We start from the raw sequence: 22,127 nt of genomic DNA on the forward strand, positions 1-22,127 counted from the left end.
TCTCGATGATGTAGCCCGGCGGGTCGCACCGATGGTGCTCCGCTGCAGCGGAGCACAGGCTCCCCTAAGCCGCAGCCCCCGTCGCCACCTCGGTCAGAATCTCCGCCAGCCGCCGTACGCCCGGGCCGGCAAAATCCGGATCGGCGATCACCAGGTACAGCGTCACCCGCCGCAGCTCGGCGCCGCCGAGGGGCAGCGGCTTGAGCCGCCCGTCGCCCAGCTCGCGCAGGATGTGGGCCTCCGGATACCACGCAAAGCCGTGGCCGGCGCAGGCCGCGGCGATCGACATGGCCATGCTGCCAAAGGTCCAGCGCTGCTCCACCTCCACGGTGGTGCTGCGCCGGTCGCGCACCGAGCCCGTGGCCCTCACCTGCAGGTGCCGCCACGGGCGCAGATCCTTCTCGCCCAGCTCGCGCCCCAGCCGATGGAGCGGATGATCCGGCGAGGCCACCGCCAGCAGCGGCATGTCGAGGAGCGGCGTACCCAGAAAGCCCGGCGGGATGTGGGGCGTCACCGCCACGTCGGCCTGCCCGCCCAGCAGCGCCTCGGCGGTGCCGCCCAGCACCGATTCGATCACCTCGATGCGCGTCCGCGGCGCCTCGGCGCCAAAGCGCGCCAGGGCCTCCAGCAGCAGATCCGGCGGAAAGAGCACCTCCGCCGCCAGCCCGATCTCCGCCTCCCAGCCCGCCGACAGCTTGCGCGCCGCCTGCTCCAGATCGCCCGCCTCGGCCACCAGCGCCAGCGCCCGGCGATACAGCATGTGGCCGGTGGGCGTGAGCACCGCCTTGCGCCCGTGGATCTCGAAGGCCTTCACGCCCAGCACGGTTTCGATCTTCTGCACCGCGTAGGTGACGGCCGACTGGCTCTTGAACAACGCCTCGGCCGCCTGGGCGTAGCCGCCGGCATCCACCACGGCGATGAGGGCCCGCCACTGGTCGAGGCTGAGATGGGGGGTGACGGTCATTGATCAGATCATTAGATATATTTAAACGAAATCTTCTACTTTTTTATCGCTCCGGTAAATCATTAAATAGACACATCCCAACACCACCGGAGCTCTCAAAATGACCACCCTGCTCAAGATCAACGCCAGCCTGTTCTCCAACCAGGGCCAGTCCAGCCAACTCGCCGACCGCTTCGTCGCCGCCTACGTGGCCGCACACCCCGGCGCCACCGTGATCGACCGCGACCTGGCCGCCAACCCCGTGCCGCACCTGGACGCCGAGCGCTTCCTGTCCTTCCTGGCCAAGCCCGAAGCACGCAGCGAAGCACAGCAAGCCGTCGTCGCCTTCTCCGACGCGCTGATCGACGAACTCCGCCGGGCCGACCAGATCGTGATCGGGCTGCCCATGTACAACTTTGGCGTGCCTTCCACGCTCAAAGCCTATTTCGACCACATCGCCCGCGCCGGCGTCACCTTCCGCTACACCGAGAACGGCCCCGAAGGCCTGCTCACCGGCAAGAAGGCGACCGTGCTCGCCGCCCGCGGTGGCAAGTACGCCGGCACCCCGAAGGACAGCCAGACCACCTACGTCCGCGACTTCCTCGCCTTCATCGGGATCACCGACGTGGAATTTGTGTACGCCGAAGGCCTCAACATGGGTGAGGAAAGCAAGTCCGCCGCCCTCGCCGCCGCCCACGCCCAGGTCGCCGAACTGGCCGCCTGAAAACCGGAGACCGCCATGACCACCCGCAGCCTGACCGCCATCATCCCCTCCATCCCGGTGTCCGACGGCGCCGGCGTCAAGCTGCGGCGCAGCCTCGGCCACAGCCAGCGCCTCGACCCCTTCCTGATGCTCGACGAGTTCGCCTCGGAGAACCCGGACGACTACATCGCCGGCTTTCCGCCGCACCCGCACCGGGGATTCGAGACCGTCACCTACATGCTCGCCGGGGATTTCGAACACCGCGACCACCTGGGCCACACCGGCCACCTGCGCGGCGGCGGCGCCCAGTGGATGACCGCCGGGCGCGGCATCATCCACTCGGAGATGCCGCTCCAGGACAGCGGGCGGCTCCACGGCTTCCAGTTCTGGATCAACCTGCCCGCCGCCGAGAAGATGAAGCCCGCCGGCTACCGGGACATCCAGCCCGAGGAAATCCCCGAGGTCGCGATCCCCGGCGGCAGCGTGAAGGTCGTCGCCGGCACCCTCGACGGCGTGGGCCACGCGCCGGTGCCGGGCCCGATCCAGGGCCTGTCCACCGCGCCGCTGTTCCTCGACGTGCGCCTTGAAGCCGGCGCGGCCTTCGCCCAGTCGGTCGAAGCCGGCCACACCGCCTTCCTCTACCCCTACGCCGGCAGCCTGCAGGTGGGCGACGAAGGCCGCACGCTGCCCGCCCGCCAGGCCGGCGTGCTGTCGGCGGGCGAGCGCATCGCGGTGACGGCCGGCAACGAGGGCGCGAGCTTCCTGCTGCTGGCTGCCCGGCCCCTGGGCGAGCCGGTGGTGCAGTACGGCCCCTTCGTGATGAACACCCGCGAAGAGATCGAGCAGGCCCTGGCCGACTACCGGGACGGCACCCTGGCCTGAAACATCGGCACACCAAAATCCCGAACACGGCGCTACGGCGCCGTGTCACATTCGGGAGATCGAAAACAGGAGCACACCATGGCCGGCTTTGAAAACTACGCCCAGGACACCCACGACATCGAACTCGAGATCGAACGCAAGGGCGTCGCCCTGGGCATCGACTGGACCAACGAAGACGCCGTGCGCGCCCTCGCCCGGGAGGCGCTGGATTTTGCCGGCGCCGCCGAGAAGGACAAGGAGCTCGACGCCAACCACCTCGACTACGCCCGCCTCGCCAAGCTGGAGCTCTTCGGCCTCGCCGGGCTGATGCTGCGCACGATGCAGGAGAGCGCATCCGCCGCCGGCTTCGAGAGCCACGGCGGCGACGCCTGGAAGGCCTTCGCCCGCGCCCTGTGGGCTGAGAAGAACCTCCGTCGCCCTGACTGACCGCTACCGCCCGCAAACTGTCGGATACCGTTCGTCGGTCTGCCAGAGCACGCCTTGATTTGCCAAATTGCATGTGCTTGACTGCACTGGCAGAGGCAGTCGATACAAGTGTTTTCCACCATCATCCTGACATGAGGGCATTGGTTTGCGCCTTGCCGGGCCGTGTTCCGCACGCGCCTCTCCGACGGCAGGGGCGCGACATGTTACCAAGCTGTTTCATCTCGTCGCCGAGGGTTTACGTTTCATCCGAATGGTGTAGATTGCATACGTAAACGCGGTGATCGGCAGCACGCAAGGCAAACCCCCAACTTTGCATCAATGGCCCAGTCAGGGAAGGCGATGAAATGTTTATAGCCGGAACAAGCGCCACCCTCCGACGCCTGATCGAGGATCAGCTCGTGGCCTCTGGTGGGCTCGACGGCTACGATGTCCAGCTGTTCTCCACCCGCAATTTCACCGGCACCATCACCAACAAGGTTGCGCTCTTCCTGTACCGCGTCGAGGTGGATGAATCCCGGCGCAACGTCGATCTCCCCCGCCTCGCCCCCAACGCGCCCCGCCGCCAGGCCCTCGGGCTCGAACTGCACTACCTGCTCACCGTGTGGGGCCAGCGCAACGCCGAAGGCGAGCAGGTGATGCTGGCGCGCTGCATGGACATCCTCGACCGCCACGCGCTCATCACCGGCCCGCTCCTCGACCCGGCCTACCCGTGGGAGCCCGAAGACAGCCTGCGGGTGGCCATCAATCACCTCTCCACCGAAGACATGCTGCGCCTGTGGGACAGCCTCGAGCCGCCCTACCAGCTGTCGGTGCCCTACGTCGTGCGTACCGCCCGGCTCGCCGCCCGCGACCGGCCCGACCCGGCCATCGCCGATTCGCGCACGCTGGTCTTCACGCCCCAGGTGCCGTGATGCTCGCCGCCTCCGATACGCCCCTCGGCTGGGCCGCCCGCCACTCGCCAGACCGCATCACCGCGGTCGGCGTGCTGGCCGTGAAGGTACGGCGCCACCTCACCGACGGCACCGACCCCGGCCTCACCCCCATCCCGGGCCTGCGGGTGCGCGTCGCCGGCCAGGCCGAACAGCCCCTGTGGCACCAATCCACCGGCCTCTATGGTTTCCTAGACATCCCGGCCGGCGAAGCCCGCGTCGAGATCGACGACCCCACCGGCCGCTACCAGCCCCAGGCCATCACCGCCACCGTGCCCGACCGGGCCGATCTCAAAGCCGCCCTCGAAGCCGGCGAAGCGCCCCCCGCCGTGCCCGCCCCGGCCTACCCGGAAGTCTCCCTGCGCCCCGGCCTGACCATGGCCCTGCCCCCCGGCACCAGCGCCCTGTGGGGCGTGCTGCGGGATGCCGGCCGGCCGATGCCCGGCGCGCTGCTCACCATCGCCACCGTGCAGGGCGGCGCCGCCGACAGCGTGACCGCCCTCAGCGGCCCCGACGGCAGCTACCTGCTGGTGCTGCCCTTCGAGGTCATCGACCGCAGCGTGACCCCGCCGCTGCGCGCCTTCGAACGCGCCCTCACCGTGTTCGCCCCGCGCCCGGCCCTGGCCACCGCGCTCGCGACCAAAGGTTTTCTGGCCGGACAACCGGCCAATGTCTTCGGACTCACCGCGGCCGCGCGCAATGCGCTGTTCCTGCCGCGCGACTTCCAACTGCGTGAAGCTGGCGGCACCCTGCACCCGCAGGTCGGCGGCCAGAATCCGCCCGCTTCGGTTTCGGTCGGCGCACGGGTCCGGCTGGATATCGAGTTGTTACCCTAGCCAAGATGGAGGCTCGAAATGCCTGAATACCTAGCCCCGGGAGTTTACGTCGAAGAAACCAGCTTCCGCGCCAAGTCCATCGAGGGCGTGGCGACCTCCACCGCCGGCTTCGTCGGCCAGGCCCGCTTCGGCCCCACCGCCGGCCTGCCGACCCTCGTCACCGGCTTCGAGGAATTCCAGCGCCACTTCGGCGATGGCAATGACCTGCTGCTGGGCGGCGTGCCCACCACCAACCAGCTCGCCCACGCGGTGCGCCTGTTCTTCGAGAACGGCGGCAAGCGGGTGTATGTGTCGCGCATCTTCGTTCCCACCGGCGGTGGCTCCGTCGAGGCCAGCCGCTCGGTCAGCAGCGCGATCTCGGTGCTCGGCACCGACCGCTTCCTGCGCGCCCGCTTCCCCGGCCGGGCCGGCAACGTGGTGGTCAAGATCGCCGCCACCCGCAGCGGCAACCTGCTCACCGGCACCGCCGGCAGCCGCCGTGTGATGGGCCTGCGTCTGGGCGACGTGGTCGAGGCCGGCGCGCTGAAGGAGAGCACCGTCACCGCCGCCGGCCCCAACGCCGTCACGGGCGCCAACATCTACAGCGTCAGCTTCGACGCAGCGGGCAGCCCGCTCCTCACCAACGCCGGCGGCACGCTTGACCTCAACGGCGCCGCCCTCGCCGCGGTGCAGAAGATCACCCTCGACATCAGCGTCGGCCCCAATCTGGATGGCTCCACCGGCAGTCGCAGCGAGCAGATCCAGCGCCTGTCGCCCCACCCGGATTCCGACCAGTTCGTCGGCCGCGTGCTGCGCCACGAAGACCCGGACGCCGGCATCGAACCGCCCGCCGACCGCAGCCAGCGCATCTACTTCGATGCCATGGTCGACCTGCCCAGCGTCGCCGCCCAGCGCACCACCTTCGCTCGCGATCTGCTCACCGGCCTCGTCGCCGCCTCGCCGATCACCCTCTCCGGCGGTAGCGACGGCATCGGGCCCGATGCGGCCGCCTTTTCCGGCGGCGGCAGCGGCCACGACGCCACAGGCCTTGCCGCGCTGGCCGAGATCGAGGACATCGCCATCGTCGCCGCGCCGGGCTCGGCGGCCCTCGCCTCGCCCATCGACCAGGCCGTACGCGACGCGCTCGTCAGCCATTGCGAAAACCTGCGCTACCGCTTCGCCATCCTCGCCGGCCCGCAGGACGCCGATCAGGCCACCATCCGCCAGGTTCGCGGCCAGCACGACTCCAAATACGCCGCCATGTACTACCCCTGGCTCGTCGCCAGCACCCCCGGCAGCGCCCGCGAAACCGTGCTCTACTCGCCCGAAGGCGCGATGGCCGGCGTCTACGCCCGCAGCGACATCGAGCGCGGCGTGCACAAGGCCCCGGCCAACGAAACCGTGCGCGGCGTGCTGCGCTTCTCGCGCAATGTGAACAAGGGCGAGCAGGACGTGCTCAACCCCGAAGGCATCAACTGCCTGCGCTTCTTCGAAGGCCGCGGCTACCGCGTGTGGGGCGCCCGCACCATCAGCTCCGATCCGGAATGGACCTACATCAACGTCCGCCGGCTGTTCATCTACCTGGAACACTCCATCGACCGCTCCACCCAGTGGGCGGTGTTCGAGCCGAACAACGAAGAACTGTGGCTGAAGATCCGCCTCACCATCGAAGGCTTCCTGTACGACGTGTGGCGCACCGGCGCCCTGCTCGGCGCCAAGCCCGAAGACGCCTACTTCGTGCGCTGCGACCGCACCACCATGAGCCAGTCCGACCTCGACAACGGCCGCCTCGTCTGCCTGATCGGCGTCGCGCCCACCAAGCCGGCCGAGTTCGTGATCTTCCGCATCGGCCAATGGACCGCCGACGCGTCCATCGTCTGAGCACCGATAACCGAAGCTTCAAAGGAGACCGGCAATGGCCACCCTGCGTGAAGACCCCTACGGCCCGTTCAACTTCAAGGTCACCATCAACCCGGCGAGCGGCGGCGAGTTTCGCGGCGGCTTCTCGGATGTCTCGGGGCTGAATACCGAGATCACCCACGCCGACTACCGCGAAGGCACCGACGCCTTCAACCGGCCCCGCAAGGTGCCGCTGATGTACAAGGCGGGCGACGTGACCCTCAAGCGCGGCATGATCGCCTCGCTCGATCTGTGGAACTGGGTCAATCAGGTTCGCCGCGGCAACATGGACGCCCGCGCCACCGTCGTGATCGAACTGATGAGCGAAGACCGGGGCAGCACCGTCGCCCAGTGGAAGCTCATCAACGCCCGCCCGTCCAAATGGACTGGCCCGACCCTGGCCGCCAAGGGCGCCTCCGACGTGGCGATGGAAGAGCTCACCCTGGTCTGCGAAGACCTGGAGTTCGAATAAGCCGCAGCCAGAACCGACCTGACCTGAGGCCCTTCTCATGACCGTCGCGCTGCTGGGCAGCCTGTGGCGTCCCGGGCTGCCGCCCGGCATCTACGAGGAACGCCCCGCCGTGGCCACCCGCCCGCGGGTGCGCCTGGATGTCGCCGCCCTGATCGGGCTCGCCGAACGGGGGCCGGTGAACACCCCGGTCGTCATCGACGACGCCCGCCAGTTCGAGGCGATCTTCGGTCGTGCCCTGCCCGGCCTGCAGCTGCCCCTGGCGGTACGTCTGTTCTTCGCCAATGGCGGCCGGCGCTGCGTGGTCGTGCGCTGTGTCGATCATGTGAACATCCGCACCACCCGCCTGCTGGTGCCCGGCTTCAAGGCCGTGCGCGGCAGCTCCCGCCGGCAGGTGCGCCTTGCCGCCCGCAACCCGGGTAGCTGGGGAAACCGGCTGCAGGTACGCGCCCAGCTCATCCAGCGCCCGGTGGCGCTCGGCTTCGATCCCATTACCCACGCCATCCGCATTCCGCCCGACCGCCCGGCCGTCGGCGCCACCCTGCGCCTCACCGGCCGGCCGACGAGCCCCGGCGCCGCGCCGCGCAGCCGCTTCTTCCGGGTTGCCCTCGACGCCGCCCGCCAGCCCATTCTGGTGCCGCCCCCCACCGCGCCCTTCCTCGACGCCGAACTGCTCACCGCCGCCGTCGAGCTCACCCTGCGGCTCGATGTCTTCCACGACGGCAAGCGCGTCGAAACCTGGGATGACGCCGCCCTCCACCCCAGCCACCCGCGCTTCCTGCCGCGCCTGCTGGGCCGCCGGGCCGCCAGCGAAGCCCTGCTGCCGCCCCGCACCGACACGCCCAACCCCGAAGACCCGGCCGCCGAGCCCGACCGCCTGTGGGGCAGCGCCGACGAGCCCTGGGGTTCCGACTACCTGCGCCCCAGCGCGCTCCTCGCCGACGCCTGGTTGCTGCCCACCAAGGCCCTGTTCGCCGCGCCCACCGGCACCCTGCTCTCGGCTGCCGAGATGCCCGCCTCCCGCCACGGCCGCGACGCCACCGCCAGCACCGGGCGCCATCATTTCTTCGAGGGCACCTCGATGGCGCTGGCCGACCTCATCGAGGATTCCGACCACCGTTTCGTCGCCTTCAACGCCCGCCCGCCGGCCCTCGACACCCTCGCCATGTGGGATCAGACGCACCCCTTCGAGCCGGTCGCGCTCGTCACCATGCCGGATCTGCTCCACCCCACGCCGCCCGATGCCGTGAGCGTGCCGCCGGCCCTGCCCGACGAGCTGTGCTTTGGCGCCCAGTGCAGCCGCGGCAAGGCCGACACCACCGCCAACGCCCTCGACTACCCGCTGCTCGGTTTTGATGCCAGCGCGCTGCAGGCCAGCCAGCTTGCCCTCGTCCAGCACTGCGAAGCCCTCGGCGCCCGCATCGCCCTGCTCGACCTGCCGCCGGGCCTGCGCGCGGGCGACATCGTGCAGTGGCGCCACGCCCTGGCTAGCCCCCGCGCGGCCCTCTACACCCCGTGGCTGCGGGTCGATGCCGACGGCACCGCCGCCACCGTGCCGCCTTCCGGCGCCGCCTGCGGCATCACCGCCCAGGTCGAGAACGACACCGGCGTGTGGGGCGCGCCCGCCAACCGCAACGTGCAGGGTGCCTTCGCCCGCGCCGACGACGCAGGCCTGCCCGAACCCGGCTTCCTGTTCGAAGAGCGCATCGACGAGATCCGCCGCACCGAGCGCGGGCTGATGCTCCTCGGCGCCCGCACCACCGCCACCGACCCAGACTGGACCCACATCCCGGTGCGCCGCCTGATCGACTGGCTCAAGGCCCAGCTCGCCGCCGATCTGGCCTGGGCGCCCTTCGAGCCCAACGACGCCGTGCTGTGGTCGGCCATGGCCGGCACCGCCCGCCGGCGCCTCAAGGCCCTGTTCAACGCCGGCGCCCTGGCCGGCCGCACCGACACCGACAGCTACTTCATCCGCTGCGACGCCACCACCCACACCCAGGGCGATCTCGATTCCGGGCGGGCGATCATGCAGGTCGGCGTTGCCCCCGCCGTACCGGCCGAATTCATCGTCTTCCGCCTGGTGCGCAGCGGCGCGGACGATCCCCGCATCGAGGTGTTCTGATGCCCGCCCAGGCCATGCTCACCCACTTCAACTTCGCCGTGCAGATCGAGCTCTCGGGCCTCGGCGGCGACGAAGGGCTCGCGCTTGGCGGGCGCAAGGGCGCCTTCTCCGAGGTGCAGGGCCTGGAGATCACCATGGAGCCGGTCAGCTTCCGCGAAGGCGGCTACAACCGCGGCGCCCGCCAGCTCGTCGGCAAAACCACCAACCCGCCGCTGGTGCTCAAGCGCGGTCTGTCCCTCGACCCGGCCTTCTGGACCTGGATCCAGCGCTGCATGGACGGCACCTTTCCGCTGCCCTACATCTCCGGGACGATCCGGGTGCTCCAGGCCGACAGCACCGCCGCCGACGCCGGCGTGTGGCGCTTCGAGAACGGCATCGCCACCAAGGTCAAGTGTGTTGACCTCAACGCCGGCAACGCCCGCGAAGTCGCCCTCGAAGAGCTCCACATCGTCCACGAAGGCCTGAGCCGGGAGCAGTCATGAGCACAGCCCAGTTCCGCCGTGCCAAGCTCGTCCCCTTCGACGCCGGCGGTCGCAACGTCGAGGAGAACCGCGCGATCCCCCTCGACTTCAACCCCGAGACGCTGACCCTCAAGGTCTCCGCTGGCGAGCAGCGCGACCGCAGCCGCCGCGGCCGCCAGCAGGTGCAGAACGTCGGCGCCTCCAAGGCCACCCTGTCCTTCGAGTGCTATTTCGACTCCACCCGCCCCCGGGACGACGACGCCAACGACGATGCCGGCGGCGAAGAGATGCTCGACGTACGCGCGCGCACCAAGCCCATCGCCGATCTGGTGCAGACCTTCGGCAGCGGGCGCGAGCAGGCCCCGCGACGGGTCCAGTTCCGCTGGGGCACGCTGCTCTTCAACGGCGTCATCTCGTCCCACCAGGAAGTCTTCGACTACTTCAGCCCTAGCGGCGTGCCGCTGCGCTCCAAGGTCCAGCTCACCCTCACCGAGCAGGAGTTCCGCTACGAGGTGAACGCCAGCGACGCCGCCCAGCGCCGCCAGGCCGTGGAGCAGGCGAGCGACGCCCGCAGCCAGGCCAGCGCGGCCGGCGCCGGCAGCCTGCTGGGCGATGGCGCCAACGGCGGGCTGGGCTTCGATCTCTCCGCAGGCTTCGAGCTGTCGGCCAGCCTCGACGTGAATCTGGACCTCAGCCTCTCTGCCCAGGTCGGGCTGTCGGCCAGCCTGGGCGCCTCGGCCGACATCGGCATGTCGGTGGGCGCCGGCATCAAGCTCGACGCCTCCGCCGCCATCGACGTGTTCGGCCCCGCTGCCCTCGGCACCACCGGCGACCTGGGCAAGAGCGGGCTGACGATCCCCAAGCCCTCGCCCGGCCTTGCCGCCGCCGGCGTCACCCCCAACCCGTGGGCGCCGGACGGCCCGGCCCCGGGCAGCAAGGCCGCCGGGCTCGCCGCAGTGGTGAGCGACCAGCGCGCCGCGGGCGCCGTGGCCACCCTGCCCAAACCCACCGGTGGCGGATCGGCCTCCGGTGCCATCGCCACAACCGAAAAGGCACCGCTGCCCGTGCGCGGCAGCCCGCCCCTAGCCCTGCGGCGCAGCCCGCCCGCCGGCAACCCGCTGTTCGCCACCCGCGGCGCACCCGTCGAGCTCGCCGCAGGCGAACGCCGCCCGCGCTGGGAAAGCCTGCCCGCCACCGCGGCGGCCGCTGTCACCACCTCGGCCTCCAACCATTCCACCTGCAGCTGTGGCTGCAACTGCGGCGGCGGCTGCGGTTGCCGCAGCGGCTCGGGACGCTGACCATGACCGTCACCATCGGCGAACTCTCCACCACCATCGAAACCCTGCCCGGCGAAGGCACCGAGCGGGGCAGCGGCGGCGGCGCACCAGCCGAAGACGCCGCCTTCGAAGTGCGCATCGAGGAGCTCCGCGCCCTCGTCCGCGCCCTGGTGGCCGAAGAACTCGAACGCCAGCTGCGTCACCGGAGCGATTGTCCATGAGCGACGCGCCCCTCCTCGCCAGCGCCCGCCCGCAGATCAAGGTGGATGGCCGACGCGCCGAGCGCCTCGAGACCGACCTGATCCGCCTCGAAGCCCGCGCCGACGCCGCCGGCGTGGCCTCGCTGGAGGCCGTGTTCCTCAACTGGGGCAGCCGCGAATCCGGCGATCCGGTGGATTACGTGCACTTCCACACCGCCGACATCGACTTCGGCAAGCGCCTCGCCATCGCCTTCACCACCAGCGGGCAGGCACAAACCGTGTTCGACGGCCTCATCACCGGCATGGGCGCGGCCTTTCCTGAGCTGCGCCCGCCCGAACTCACCCTGCTCGCCGAAGACGCCCTCGCGGGCCTGCGCTATCGCCGCCGCACCCGGCTCTCCGAAAACCAGAGCGACGGCGACATCGCCACCCGCATCCTGTCCGACGCCGGCCTCAGCCCGGATTCCGGCCGCAGCGGCGCCAGCCATGTCGAACTGCTCCAGGTGAACGAGGACGAGCTCTCCGCCCTGCGCAGCCGCACTGGCGACGCGCTCATCAGTCTTCGCGACGGCACCGCGCACATCAACGAAGCCTCCGCCCTCACCGATCCGCCGATCCGCCTCTCCCGCGAGAACGAACTGATCCGCTTCACGGTGCTGGCCGACCTCGCCCACCAGCGGGGCGAAGTGCGCGTCCATGGCTACGACGTGGCCGCCAAGGAAGGCATCCACGAAAGCGCCGGCGCCGACGCGATCCGCCCCGAAGCCGGCCCCGGCCGCCTGGGCCCCGAGATCGTCACCCAGGTCTTCCCCAACGCCGCGGACGACCTGCACCTGGAAGCCCCCGCTACCGGCGCCGAAGCCCGCACGCTGGCCGAAGCCGCCCTGCGCCGCCGCGCCCGCCGCTTCGTGCGCGGGGTCGGCGTCACCCGCGGCACGCCGCAGCTGCACGTGGGCTCGAAGGTCGAACTCGTCGATCTTGGCCCGTGGTTTGCCGGCACCTATCTGGTCACCGCCGTCACCCACCGCTTCGACCAGCAGGAGGGCTTTCGCACCGAGTTCGAGGCCCAGCGGCCCAACCTGGGAGAATCCTCATGATCCCCGGCGCAAGCGCCACCCCGGCCGGCGACCGCCCGCGCCTCTACGGCGTCTACCCGGCCCTCGTCACCGACGTTCAAGACCCGGACAACCAGGGCCGGGTACAGGTCAAGCTGCCCTTCGTCGAAGAGAGTGACGGCGGCAGCGCGCTGGCCTGGGCCCGCCTCGCGACGATGATGGCCGGCGGCGACCGGGGCACCTGGTTCATCCCCGAGGTGGACGACGAAGTGCTGGTCGCCTTCACCGCCGGCGACCCCCGCCGCCCGGTGGTGATCGGCGCCCTCTGGAACGGCGTGGACGCCCCGCCCGAGACGATGGACAGCGCCAACAACGTGCGCTCCGTCACCTCCCGCAGCGGCCACAAGCTCACCTTCGACGACACCGCCGGCGCCGAGAAGGTCGAGCTCAAGACCAAGGGCGGCCACACCTTCACGCTGGACGACGCGGCCGGCGGCACCGTCACCCTCACCCACAGCAACGGCGCCACCATCAAGATCGACGCCGTCGGCAACATCGAGATCACCGCCAACGTCAAGGTGAAGATCAACGCCCCGGCGGGCCTCGACGTCACCGCCGCGATGGTCACTGTCAACGCCGCCATGTCCAGCTTCTCCGGCGTGGTGAAGGCCGACACCGTCATCACCAACAGCGTGGTGTCGGCCAGCTACACGCCGGGCGCGGGGAACATATGGTAGCCAAGGCCCCCGCCGCGCGGCTCCTCGTCCCGGCCAACCGCAACCCCTCGCGGGAACACCTGTTTGCGGGCGAGCCCTACTTCCTGCGGCCCACCGGCGCGCTGCCCGTCGACGCCCGCCCGCGCATCCTCTCCTTCGAGAGCGATGCCTTCATGGACGACTTCCTGGCCATCGCCGCCGGCAAGCGCCCCGCACCGCCCAAGCTCCTCCCGTGGCGCGACTGGGCCGAGCCGCCCGCCGGGCTGGTGGATGTCGCCGGCGCGCCCCGCTACCCAACCACCGCCACCGGCATCGTGCGCCGCCCGCCCGACGCCGCCGACATCGAAGCCAGCACCGGCCCGGCGATGGACGGCGACGGCATCCCCCACGGCCTCGTGGCTGGCGAGAAAGCCACCACCCCGGCCTGGCTGCGCAAGCTCTACCTGCCCACCCACGAGCGCTTCAACCTCATCAGCTTCGACACCCACTGCGGCGCCGCCGGCTTGCCGCGGCTGGCCCGCAGCCGAGTGAAGGGCAGCGGCGCGGTGATCCGCCGGCTGGTGCCGGATGCGACCGCTGAGCGCTGGGAAGACTGGGTCGCCGTCGATGAAAAGCACGGCGCCTGGCTGCCGCTGCTGCCCGCCACCCTCCACACCGGCACGCCGGTCGACCCGGCCGCCATCACCCCGCCCGCCGGGCTGGAGGCGCGGCTGCGCACCCTGTTCGGCCTCGGCGCCGCCGACCCGCTGCCGCCCATCGCCCTCGCCAGCCAGCCCCTCCTGCTGGTGCCGCCCGACGCCGGCCACGCCGCCGAGCACTGCACCCTCTACGGCTACCTGCCGGTGTTCAGCGCCGCGCGGGAGATCCCCGCCGAACAGCTCAGCGGCAGCACCGCCGCCGAGATCGCCGCGGCCCTCGCCCAGCAGAGCGGCAACCGCCTCGCCGCGCTGTTCCAGAGCGCCGCCGACCTGCGCGACGCGGCCCGCCCGCAGCTGCGCAACCTGCTGGACGCCACGGTACTACCGTCGCGCCCCGGCGCCGCCGCAACCGCCACGGCCGAAACCTTCGCTGTCGGGCTCGCCGCCAGCGCACCGCCCGGTCTGGCGGCCGGACTGGTGAATGACGTGGTCGCCGGCAGCATCGACCTCGCCCTCTCCGAAGCCCTCGCCCGCCTGTGGCAGACGGTCACCGCCGCCACCACCGACGACGCCGACATCGCCGGCAACGTGAAGGGCGCCGACACCCTGTGGGCCGACAGCCACGCGGCCTCGGCCGCCACCGAGCCCGGCCTCTTCGACAGCCTGCCCGACTTCAGCCCCATCGCCGGCAACCAGACCGCCCAGTGGCTCGCCGCCAGCGGCCCCGCCGGCGCCTGGGACACCCTGCTGCGCCTGCGCCTGCACCAGCTGATGGACGCCTGGCTCGCCGGCACCGCCCTGCCGCCACCCGCTCAGGGCAGCTCCAGCCTCTTCAATCCCGGCCACCTGGCCCTGGTGGTGGTGATGGCCCTGCTGCGCCTGCGCGGCTGCCGGCTCGCCATCGCCGCCAGCATCAATCAGACCCTCTACGGCGACCGCAAGGCCACCGAGCTCAAGGCCTTCGCCGCCGACGGCAAACGCGCGCTGGGCCTGCCGGCGCTGGCCGAGCAGATCGAGGCCGTGCTGGCGATGGAAGCCGCCCGGGGCGACGTGACCGCCACCCCGCCGTGGCCGCCGGTGACGCTGCCGGCCCAGTGGATCCGCGACGTGCACGGCTACGGACAGGCCATCGCCAAAATCTACGGCCGCTTCGACGACGGCCTCGCCACCGCCGGCAACGGCGCGCTGGATCAGCTCAAGGCCCGCGCGGCCGACATCGAGACCACCCTCGACACCGCCCTCGGCGGCCTCAAGCCCGGTCTCGGCATCGGCGCCGCCCGCCTCAGCTTCACCGAGCAGCCCCTGTGCGGCCTGCTGGTGCTGCCGGGCATCCGCATCGACAACGCCGCGCTCAACGCCTTCCGCACCGCCGCCGGCGCCCGCTACACCGCCGCCCCCGAACGCGCCGCCCTGCCCGAAGCCCGCACCGCCGACGCCCAGCCGCGGCTGCGCTTCGACGCCGAGCACCTCTACGCCGCCTGGTGCTGGGTGCGCGTCGCCGGACGCACCCCCTGCGAGCCCGAACGCATCGTGTGGACGCAACGCAGCGAGCCCTTCTCCATCGCCGACCCCACCGACCTCCTCGGCGCCCGCCCGGCCAGCATCCAGATGCCCGACATCCCCAAGCTGCTGCGCGACATCCCGCGCATCGCCCGGGCCCGGGCCAAGCCCTTCGCCGGCATGGCCTCGCCGCCGGGCTCCGGGGTCGTCACCGGCGCCGACATGGCCGACACCCGCCGCGATTTCGGCATCGGCATGATCTGCAACTTCGGCATCCCCATCCTGACGATCTGCGCGCTGATCCTCTTCAAGATCATCTTCACCATCCTCATCGCGCTGCCCTCGTTCAGCTGGATGCTGTTCCTCAAGTTCTGCCTGCCATTTCCCAAGAGGGGACCATGAGCATCGACAAGCTCGGCACCGGCCTTCGTTTCCCGCTCGTCACCGGCGACGGCTTCGGCTGGATCTCCGGCGCCGGCGCGGTGGAGCAATCCATCCGCACCATCCTCCTCACCGAACCCGGCGAGCGCATCGCCCGCCCCAATTTCGGCGTCGGCCTGCGGCGATACCTCTTTGCGCCCAACAGTCTCGAACTGCGCACCCAGATCCGCGCCGCCGTCACCGACGCCCTGGCCCGGGATGAAGCGCGCATCCGCGTCGAATCCGTCGCGGTCAACACCGACCCGCGGGAAGCCACCGTGCTCTCCATCGCCATCCGCTACGAGATCCTCGGCGAACCCGGCGTGCAGAACCTCGTCTTCCCCTTCTACCTGAACGGGGGTAGCTGAGATGAAACAACGCCCCCCGACGCGCCTGCGGCGAGGAGGGCCGGCTTTGCACAGCCGGCCCGTTCGGCAGGCATGGCGCGGTGCGCCATGCATTCCCTGCCTCACCCCCCACTGGGCCACGGGCCGGCCGCTCCGGAGCGGCCGAGCGCGGCCGGCCCGTGGCCCGTTTCATGCACCGAGGGTGGCGCGCCGCGCAATGGAGAACTGACATGAAACAGCCCAACACTCGCGGCCTTTGTGCGCTCAGCGGCGCACCTCGCCGCCTCTCCACTCCAGGGAGGTGCTGAAATGGCCATCCTTCCTCCCCGCCTGGACGACCGCGCCTTCGACGATCTGCGCGCCGAACTGGTCCGCCGCATCCCGACCCACGCGCCGGAATGGACCGACCACAACGCCTCCGATCCCGGCATCGCGCTCATCGAGCTCTTCGCCGCCCTCGGCGACAACGTGCTCTACCGGCTCAACCGGGTGCCCGAAGCGGCGCGGCTGGAATTCCTGCGCCTGCTGGCGATTCCGCCCAAGCCCGCCCGCGCCGCCCAGGCCATGGTGAGGCTCGAGGCCCGCCGGAGTCCGGCCCCCGTGCCGGTGGATTTCGCCGTCGGCAGCCCGACCCTCGAATTCACCGCCGGCGACATCCACTTCCAGGCCCTCGACGAGATCACCGTGCTGCCCCTGGAGCTTTCCGCCTGGATCAAGCAGCCGTATTCGGGCCCGATCCTCGCCGGTGGCATCGAGAACGTCAGCACCCTGCTCGTCGACCACCTGGGCAGCGCGCCGTCCCTCGCCCAGTACCGGCCCTTCCCCCTCGAAGCGCCCAAGGGCGGCCGGCTGCCGGCACCCGTCTCGTCCGGCGCCAGCCTCGACGGGCGCATCTGGCTATGCCTTGCCGCCCCCGAAGCCACCTGGGCCGACGCCCTGAAGGCCGCCGGCAATGATGCCGCCGCCGCCCGCACCAATCTGCGCCGCGGGCTCTCCGGGCAGGTGCTCAACCTGGGCGCCCGCACCGACGACGCCCTGTGCGGCAGCACCGACCACCACCGCTGCCCCGACGCCGGCACCGACCCCGAACGCTGGCCCCTGCGCTGGGAGATCTCCACCGGCGGCTTCACCGGCGCCAGCGCCCAGGTGGACCGGGTGCGCTACCAGCGCCTCGCCGTGGTGGCCGACACCACCGACAACCTGGGCCGTCGCGGCACGATCCGCCTGCGCCTGCCCGACGCCAAGGCCGGCGCCGAGCCTTTCGGCGACTGGACCGCCGCCAGCTTCACCCCGGCCGACCCCGATCTGCTGGGCATCGGCGAGCTCCCCCCGCGCATCGACAACGACAAGCTCGCCCAGCGCGTGCTCGGCTGGATCCGCGTCAGCCGCGCCGATGCCACCCACCCGCCCATCCGCCTGCGCTGGATCGACGCCAACGTGGTGCGCACCGAGCAGGCCGTCACCGCCGCGGCCGAGCTGCTGGGCTATGGCGACGGCCGCACCGGCCAGCGCCACACCCTGTCGCGCACCCCGGTCATCCCGGGCAGCCAGCAGGTGCAGGTGGCCGGCCCCCTGGGCTGGGAGAACTGGCAGGTCGTGGACAACCTCGCCCTCGCCGGCCCGGACGACCCCTTCTACACGCTCGACCCTTCCGACGGCAGCATCACCTTCGGCGACGGCATCCACGGCCGCATCCCCCTGCCCGGCGAGGCGATCCGCTGCCTCACCTACAAGTACGGCGGCGGCGTTCGCGGCAACGTGGGCGCCGAGCGCATCAACCGGGTGTTCCGCGCCGCACCGCCGGCCGCCCTCGCCCTCAAGGCCGCCAACCCGCTGCCCGCCGAGTTCGGCGCCGACGCCGAGACCCTGCCCGAAGCCAGCGCCCGCATCCCCGAAGTCCTGCGCCACAACGACCGCGCCGTGGCCACCGACGACTTCGCCGCCCTGGCCCTCGAAACCCCCGCCGTGCAGGTGGGCCGCGCCCATGTGCTGCCCCGCCACAAGCCCCACGAGCGGGTGGACGGCGTGCCCGGCGTGGTCACCCTGATCGTGCTGCCCGCCTACGACCCCATGCAGCCCGACCAGCCCACGCCGGACAAAGAAATGCTGCGCCGCGTGTGCGCCTGGCTGGAGCCGCGCCTCCTCGTCACCACCGAGCTCTACGTCACCCCGCCCCAGTACGTGCGCCTGTCGTGCTCGGTGGCCGTCGAGCCCGATGCCGGCGCCGGCGAGGAAACCCTGCGCCGCCACATCGAGCTCGCCCTGCGCCAGCACCTCGCGCCGCTGCCGCCCTACGGCCCCGACGGCAAGGGCTGGCCCTTCGGCCGCGACGTGCGCGACCGCGACATCGAAGCCGCCACCCTGCGCGTGCAAGGCGTGCGGCTGGTGAACGAGGTGCTGGTGGTGGGTGAGGAGATCAGCCGCACTGGCGTGCGCACCGCCGTCGAAGAAACCGTCACCCTGCTGCCCTGGCAGTTGCCGGTGCTGCTGGAGGTGAAGGTCACCATCGGCGCCGACGCCACCGCCGAAGCCCTGCCGCCGCTGGATACCGAGGCCGACCCCACGCCGGTCACCAGCATGCCGGTGCCGGTGGGCAAGGAGGAATGCTGATGAACCCCCGCCGCACCGCGCCCTTCGCCGCCCGGTGCCCGGCATCGGAGACGCTGCCATGACCGGCCCGCGCTTCGCCCACCTCACCGGCCGCCCCATGTGGGAACGCTGCGACCACGTCGGCACGCGCATCGAAGGCACGCCCGCCGCGGTGGTGCTCGCCCCCAAGGGTGCCACCATTGACGGCAGCACGCCCCCAAGCCCGGCCGACTACGCCGCCTGGCTCGCCCGCCTGGGCAGCGCGGTGGTGCTGGCCTGCCCGCCGGACCAATGCACCGACGCCCACGTGGTGCTGGCCGAGCCCGGCAAACCGCTGTCCATCCGCACGCCCGCCGGCTGGCTGCCCATGCCGATGCCCCGGCCAGCGCCCGCAGCCACGCCAGCGCCGGGGCTGGATTTCACCCCCGTCGCACCGCCGCCCGTGCCCTCCGCGCCGGACGCCATCGCCCTCGACCCCCTTGGCCGCTGCTGGCTGCTCGACCGCATCGGCCGTCGCCTGCTGTTACTGGCGCCGGATTTCCGCGTGCAGGCGGTGGTGCCCATCCCCCACGACATCAAGCCCAACGGCTTTGCCTGCAGCGCCTTCGGCCTGGTGGTGAGCGATCTTGCCAGCCCGCGGCTGGTGGCGCAGCCCTGGGGCGGCAGCTGGCGGGGCTACGCGCCGCCGGATCTTGCCGACCGGCGCATCGTCGCCATCACCGCCGATCCCGCCTGGCCCGAGGCCATCGCCCTCGTCGAAGGCGGCCCCGAGCGCTGGCAACTGCTGCGCGTCGGCCCCACCGGGGCGGTGCTCCACACCCTGCCCATGGCCACCGCGCCGCTGCAGCTCATCCTCACCGCCGCAAACCGCCTGCTGGTGGGCGAAGTCTCCCACCGCCCCGGCGATCCGCTGCCTTACCTCTTCCGCGAATACACCCTGGCCGCAGACAGCGTCGAGGCCGAGCGGGGCTTTGCGGTGCGCAGCTTCGACGGCCGCGCCCTGTGGCTCGAGCGGGACTGCGACGGCACCCGGGTGATGGCCAGCACCGCCGCCGGCGCCCGCGCCCTCTACGCCCGCGAAGCCGAGCTCGATGGCAGCGGCGTGGTCGAAACCTGGGCACTGGATTCCGGCATTTTCGGCTGCCGCTGGCACCGGCTGTTCCTCGACCTGTGCCTGCCCGCCGACTGCGCGGTGAGCATCGAGGCCAAGACCGCCGACGACCTGCCGCCCTTCGAGATCCGCCGCGCCGCCCGCCTGCCCGCCGACCGGGCCGGCGACGTGCGCCCGGCGGCCATCGACGACCCGTGGCCGCCGCTGGGCTCGCGCATCGCTGACGAAACCGAAGGCTGGGTCGCCCTCGGCGTGGCCGACCGCCGCACCGCCCGGGCGGATGTGGCGCTCTCCGGCAGCGTCGGCGAGCGCCCGTCCGACGACCCGCTGGCCGCCGTCCGCCAGCCTGCCGCGCCCACACCCGCCGGCATGATCACGCTTGAATACCTGCTCACCCCGCCCGCCGGCCGCTACCTGTGGCTGCGGGTGCGCCTGTCGGGCAGCCGGCGCCAGGGGCCCAGCCTGTTCGCCCTGCGCGCCACCTTCCCGCGCCCGTCGCTGCTCGATTACCTGCCCGCCTACTGGCGCTCCGACCCCGCCGGCGCCGACGCCACCGAGCGCGCCCTGGCGCTCTTCGAGGGCTGGATGACCGAGATGGACCAGCGTATCGACGTGCTGCCCCAGCTCCTCGACCCGAACCTCGTGCCCGCCGAGGCGCTGCCCTGGCTGGGGGATTTCCTCGCCCTCGGCTTCGACGCCCGGGTGCGCGAAGGGGTGCGCCGCGAGCTGCTGCTGAACATCGCCGAACTGTATCGGGCGCGCGGCACGTTGCCGGGGCTCGGCAAGCTGCTGTCCATCCTCGCCGAGGCGCCGGTGCAGATCATCGAAGGCTTCCGCCTGCGTCGGCCCACCGCCGCCTTCGTCGGCACCGCACTGGTCGGCCCGGCGCTTGAGCTGGGCGGCAGCGAAAGCACCCTCGCCGCCGGCAGCCTCGAAGACTGGGAGCAGGAGCTCGCCGGCGCCCACGCCGCGCTGATGCTGCGCCGTGCGCTGGAAAACCAGCCCTGCCCGGCCCGCGACCCGGACGACCCGCTGCCCGACGACGCCCTCATCGCCTTCTACCGCCGCCACGCCCACCGCTTCACGGTGATCGTGCCCCGGGCCCGCTGCGACACCCTGGCCGCCGTCCTTGACCTGGCCATCGAACGCAACAAGCCCGCCCACACCCTTCACCGCCTGTGCTGGCTGGACGCCGGCTTCCGGGTCGGCAGCGCCAGCCTCGTCGGCATCTCGCACCTGGGGCCGGTGGACCGCGCCCAGCCGGCGGTGCTCGGCAGCGCCGTGCTATCCACTTTCACCACCCTCCACCGTGGCCGCCACGCCGAATCCGACGGCCGCTACCCGTACTTCAAACCCATGAACCCATGGGAGGCATCGCCATGAGCACCCCCACCGCCGCCAACGTCTTCGCCCCCCTCGACGACCTCGACCCGGCCACGCCGGGCGATCCCTTCGTCCGTCTGCGCTACAGCTACGGGCAGCTCCTCGGGGCCGAGGATTTCACCACCGAGCAGCGCTACTTCCTGCTCCGCAGCCGCCTGCACAACGCCGCCCTGCATGGCTTTGGCACAGTCTGGGGGCTGAAGGTGGGCAGCCAGGAGAGCGAGACCTCGCTCACCCTCACCTGCGAGACCGGGCTCGCCATCGACCCCCTGGGCCGCGAGGTGTACGTGCCCCAGAAGGTCTGCCTCGACATCACCGGCCTTGCCGCGTCGCCCTTCTGGGGCGAGCTCTCCGCTCCGCCGGTCGACCCGGCAGCACCCGCCTCCGACGCCATCGACACCCGCCGCCGGGTGTACGTGGTGCTGCGCTACCGGGCCTGCCTCACCGAGCAGGTGCCCGCCATCACCCAGCCCTGCTCCGGCGCCGATGCTGGCCTGTCGCCCTCCCGCGTGCAGGACGGCTACCGTCTGTGCCTCGAAGCCAAGGCCCCGGATCTCACCGGCCTGCCGATCCGCGACATCACCACCCGCGCCAATCCGGCGGGTGACCTCCGCACCCGCATCCTCGACCAGCTCATCGACCCGGACGTACCGCCCCCCGCCCGCCTGTGGAGCGGCGCCGACGACGCGCCCCTGCTCCTCGCCGTGCTCGACCTCGAACCCGTGGGCAACCCGGCCGAGCGGGTCAAGCTCGGCGGCGCCATCGACAACAGCGTGCGCGCCCTGCTGCCGGCGGTGCAGATGGTGGCCGACCTCGCCCTGGGCATCCACCTCGAAGCCGCCGGCGGCACGCCGCGCTTCCAGGCCGCCGGCCTCAGCGCCCACCCGGGCGACGGTGCCGATCTCGGCCACATGCTGATCGACGTGGGCACCACCCGCCCCATCCTCGCCGCCAGCATCGCCGAACCTTCGGTGCGCGTGCTGCGCTTCGACGAGCCCTCCAAGGCCTGGGTGAGCCTGCCCATCCTCGTCCAGACGCCCACGGCCACCGGTCTGTCCCTCACCGTCGATGGCGGCGAGTGGGCCGCCGGCACGATCTATCAGGTCTGCCTGGCGGGCACCGGCCCGAACGCCCTCCTCGACATCGATGGCAAACCCCTGGCGGGCGCCGTTGGCGAAGTGGTGCCCCCGGGCACCGGGCGCGACGCCAGCCTGTTTGCCACCCACCCCACCACCGCCTGAG

General features: G+C 71.6%; 19 protein-coding genes. 18 read left to right on the plus strand and 1 reads right to left on the minus strand.

The window, feature by feature from the left end:
* Nucleotides 1-64: 64 nt before the first annotated feature.
* Nucleotides 65-964: a LysR family transcriptional regulator gene (locus GH681_RS00880; RefSeq protein WP_153159571.1), complete on the minus strand. Its 900-nt coding sequence runs from the start codon at nucleotides 962-964 to the stop codon at nucleotides 65-67.
* A gap of 100 nt (nucleotides 965-1,064) precedes the next feature.
* On the opposite strand from GH681_RS00880, the gene GH681_RS00885 reads away from it, so the two are divergent.
* The 18 genes from GH681_RS00885 to GH681_RS00970 all read left to right on the plus strand — a co-directional run bounded on the left by GH681_RS00885 (nucleotide 1,065) and on the right by GH681_RS00970 (nucleotide 22,126).
* The gene (locus GH681_RS00885) at nucleotides 1,065-1,667 is read left to right on the plus strand and encodes an FMN-dependent NADH-azoreductase (protein WP_153159572.1); all 603 of its coding nucleotides are present in this window, start codon (nucleotides 1,065-1,067) and stop codon (nucleotides 1,665-1,667) included.
* A gap of 15 nt (nucleotides 1,668-1,682) precedes the next feature.
* Entirely contained in the window at nucleotides 1,683-2,528 is an 846-nt protein-coding gene (locus GH681_RS00890; RefSeq protein ID WP_153159573.1) for a pirin family protein, read from the plus strand.
* A 78-nt stretch (nucleotides 2,529-2,606) separates the two neighbouring features.
* Nucleotides 2,607-2,954 (plus strand): hypothetical protein, encoded by a 348-nt coding sequence (locus tag GH681_RS00895; RefSeq protein ID WP_153159574.1) that lies wholly within the window; start codon nucleotides 2,607-2,609, stop codon nucleotides 2,952-2,954.
* A gap of 344 nt (nucleotides 2,955-3,298) precedes the next feature.
* On the plus strand, nucleotides 3,299-3,865 hold the full coding sequence (locus GH681_RS00900) for a DUF4255 domain-containing protein (protein ID WP_153159575.1): 567 nt from the start codon (nucleotides 3,299-3,301) through the stop codon (nucleotides 3,863-3,865).
* Nucleotides 3,865-4,719, plus strand: a complete 855-nt coding sequence (locus GH681_RS00905) for a hypothetical protein (RefSeq protein ID WP_153159576.1) — start codon at nucleotides 3,865-3,867, stop codon at nucleotides 4,717-4,719. The genes GH681_RS00900 and GH681_RS00905 overlap by 1 nt, the downstream gene beginning before the upstream one ends.
* 18 nt (nucleotides 4,720-4,737) lie before the next feature.
* Complete coding sequence (locus tag GH681_RS00910; RefSeq protein WP_153159577.1) at nucleotides 4,738-6,579, plus strand: phage tail sheath subtilisin-like domain-containing protein; 1,842 nt, start codon at nucleotides 4,738-4,740, stop codon at nucleotides 6,577-6,579.
* 34 nt (nucleotides 6,580-6,613) lie between these two features.
* Nucleotides 6,614-7,069, plus strand: coding sequence for a phage tail protein (locus GH681_RS00915; RefSeq protein ID WP_153159578.1), 456 nt, complete (start codon nucleotides 6,614-6,616; stop codon nucleotides 7,067-7,069).
* A 37-nt stretch (nucleotides 7,070-7,106) separates the two neighbouring features.
* Nucleotides 7,107-9,188: a phage tail sheath C-terminal domain-containing protein gene (locus tag GH681_RS00920; RefSeq protein ID WP_153159579.1), complete on the plus strand. Its 2,082-nt coding sequence runs from the start codon at nucleotides 7,107-7,109 to the stop codon at nucleotides 9,186-9,188.
* On the plus strand, nucleotides 9,188-9,670 hold the full coding sequence (locus tag GH681_RS00925) for a phage tail protein (RefSeq protein ID WP_153159580.1): 483 nt from the start codon (nucleotides 9,188-9,190) through the stop codon (nucleotides 9,668-9,670). Before GH681_RS00920 ends, GH681_RS00925 begins: the two co-directional genes overlap by 1 nt.
* The gene (locus GH681_RS00930) at nucleotides 9,667-10,947 is read left to right on the plus strand and encodes a hypothetical protein (protein WP_153159581.1); all 1,281 of its coding nucleotides are present in this window, start codon (nucleotides 9,667-9,669) and stop codon (nucleotides 10,945-10,947) included. The genes GH681_RS00925 and GH681_RS00930 overlap by 4 nt, the downstream gene beginning before the upstream one ends.
* A gap of 2 nt (nucleotides 10,948-10,949) precedes the next feature.
* On the plus strand, nucleotides 10,950-11,147 hold the full coding sequence (locus GH681_RS00935; protein WP_153159582.1) for a hypothetical protein: 198 nt from the start codon (nucleotides 10,950-10,952) through the stop codon (nucleotides 11,145-11,147).
* Entirely contained in the window at nucleotides 11,144-12,223 is a 1,080-nt protein-coding gene (locus GH681_RS00940) for a phage late control D family protein (protein WP_153159583.1), read from the plus strand. The genes GH681_RS00935 and GH681_RS00940 overlap by 4 nt, the downstream gene beginning before the upstream one ends.
* A complete protein-coding gene (locus GH681_RS00945; RefSeq protein WP_153159584.1) occupies nucleotides 12,220-12,918 on the plus strand; it encodes a phage baseplate assembly protein V in 699 nt (232 codons plus the stop codon). The genes GH681_RS00940 and GH681_RS00945 overlap by 4 nt, the downstream gene beginning before the upstream one ends.
* The gene (locus GH681_RS00950; protein WP_153159585.1) at nucleotides 12,912-15,437 is read left to right on the plus strand and encodes a hypothetical protein; all 2,526 of its coding nucleotides are present in this window, start codon (nucleotides 12,912-12,914) and stop codon (nucleotides 15,435-15,437) included. The genes GH681_RS00945 and GH681_RS00950 overlap by 7 nt, the downstream gene beginning before the upstream one ends.
* Nucleotides 15,434-15,823, plus strand: a complete 390-nt coding sequence (locus GH681_RS00955; protein ID WP_153159586.1) for a GPW/gp25 family protein — start codon at nucleotides 15,434-15,436, stop codon at nucleotides 15,821-15,823. Before GH681_RS00950 ends, GH681_RS00955 begins: the two co-directional genes overlap by 4 nt.
* A 288-nt stretch (nucleotides 15,824-16,111) precedes the next feature.
* Entirely contained in the window at nucleotides 16,112-18,412 is a 2,301-nt protein-coding gene (locus tag GH681_RS00960; RefSeq protein ID WP_153159587.1) for a putative baseplate assembly protein, read from the plus strand.
* A gap of 58 nt (nucleotides 18,413-18,470) precedes the next feature.
* A complete protein-coding gene (locus tag GH681_RS00965; protein WP_153159588.1) occupies nucleotides 18,471-20,885 on the plus strand; it encodes a phage tail protein in 2,415 nt (804 codons plus the stop codon).
* Nucleotides 20,882-22,126: a hypothetical protein gene (locus GH681_RS00970; protein ID WP_153159589.1), complete on the plus strand. Its 1,245-nt coding sequence runs from the start codon at nucleotides 20,882-20,884 to the stop codon at nucleotides 22,124-22,126. The genes GH681_RS00965 and GH681_RS00970 overlap by 4 nt, the downstream gene beginning before the upstream one ends.
* Nucleotide 22,127 lies beyond the last annotated feature (1 nt).

The organism is Zoogloea sp. 1C4 (assembly GCF_009469605.1).
Classification (GTDB): domain Bacteria; phylum Pseudomonadota; class Gammaproteobacteria; order Burkholderiales; family Rhodocyclaceae; genus Zoogloea; species Zoogloea oryzae.

Bases quoted from the DNA above. Each gene is read 5' to 3' on its own strand.
- GH681_RS00915 (WP_153159578.1), top strand. From the start codon at position 6,614: ATGGCCACCCTGCGTGAAGACCCCTACGGCCCGTTCAACTTCAAGGTC.
- GH681_RS00925 (WP_153159580.1), top strand. From the start codon at position 9,188: ATGCCCGCCCAGGCCATGCTCACCCACTTCAACTTCGCCGTGCAGATC.
- GH681_RS00945 (WP_153159584.1), top strand. From the start codon at position 12,220: ATGATCCCCGGCGCAAGCGCCACCCCGGCCGGCGACCGCCCGCGCCTC.
- GH681_RS00935 (WP_153159582.1), top strand. From the start codon at position 10,950: ATGACCGTCACCATCGGCGAACTCTCCACCACCATCGAAACCCTGCCC.
- GH681_RS00910 (WP_153159577.1), top strand. From the start codon at position 4,738: ATGCCTGAATACCTAGCCCCGGGAGTTTACGTCGAAGAAACCAGCTTC.
- GH681_RS00940 (WP_153159583.1), top strand. From the start codon at position 11,144: ATGAGCGACGCGCCCCTCCTCGCCAGCGCCCGCCCGCAGATCAAGGTG.
- GH681_RS00895 (WP_153159574.1), top strand. From the start codon at position 2,607: ATGGCCGGCTTTGAAAACTACGCCCAGGACACCCACGACATCGAACTC.
- GH681_RS00960 (WP_153159587.1), top strand. From the start codon at position 16,112: ATGGCCATCCTTCCTCCCCGCCTGGACGACCGCGCCTTCGACGATCTG.
- GH681_RS00905 (WP_153159576.1), top strand. From the start codon at position 3,865: ATGCTCGCCGCCTCCGATACGCCCCTCGGCTGGGCCGCCCGCCACTCG.
- GH681_RS00900 (WP_153159575.1), top strand. From the start codon at position 3,299: ATGTTTATAGCCGGAACAAGCGCCACCCTCCGACGCCTGATCGAGGAT.
- GH681_RS00950 (WP_153159585.1), top strand. From the start codon at position 12,912: ATGGTAGCCAAGGCCCCCGCCGCGCGGCTCCTCGTCCCGGCCAACCGC.
- GH681_RS00955 (WP_153159586.1), top strand. From the start codon at position 15,434: ATGAGCATCGACAAGCTCGGCACCGGCCTTCGTTTCCCGCTCGTCACC.
- GH681_RS00885 (WP_153159572.1), top strand. From the start codon at position 1,065: ATGACCACCCTGCTCAAGATCAACGCCAGCCTGTTCTCCAACCAGGGC.
- GH681_RS00970 (WP_153159589.1), top strand. From the start codon at position 20,882: ATGAGCACCCCCACCGCCGCCAACGTCTTCGCCCCCCTCGACGACCTC.
- GH681_RS00890 (WP_153159573.1), top strand. From the start codon at position 1,683: ATGACCACCCGCAGCCTGACCGCCATCATCCCCTCCATCCCGGTGTCC.
- GH681_RS00930 (WP_153159581.1), top strand. From the start codon at position 9,667: ATGAGCACAGCCCAGTTCCGCCGTGCCAAGCTCGTCCCCTTCGACGCC.
- GH681_RS00965 (WP_153159588.1), top strand. From the start codon at position 18,471: ATGACCGGCCCGCGCTTCGCCCACCTCACCGGCCGCCCCATGTGGGAA.
- GH681_RS00920 (WP_153159579.1), top strand. From the start codon at position 7,107: ATGACCGTCGCGCTGCTGGGCAGCCTGTGGCGTCCCGGGCTGCCGCCC.
- GH681_RS00880 (WP_153159571.1), bottom strand. From the start codon at position 964: ATGACCGTCACCCCCCATCTCAGCCTCGACCAGTGGCGGGCCCTCATC.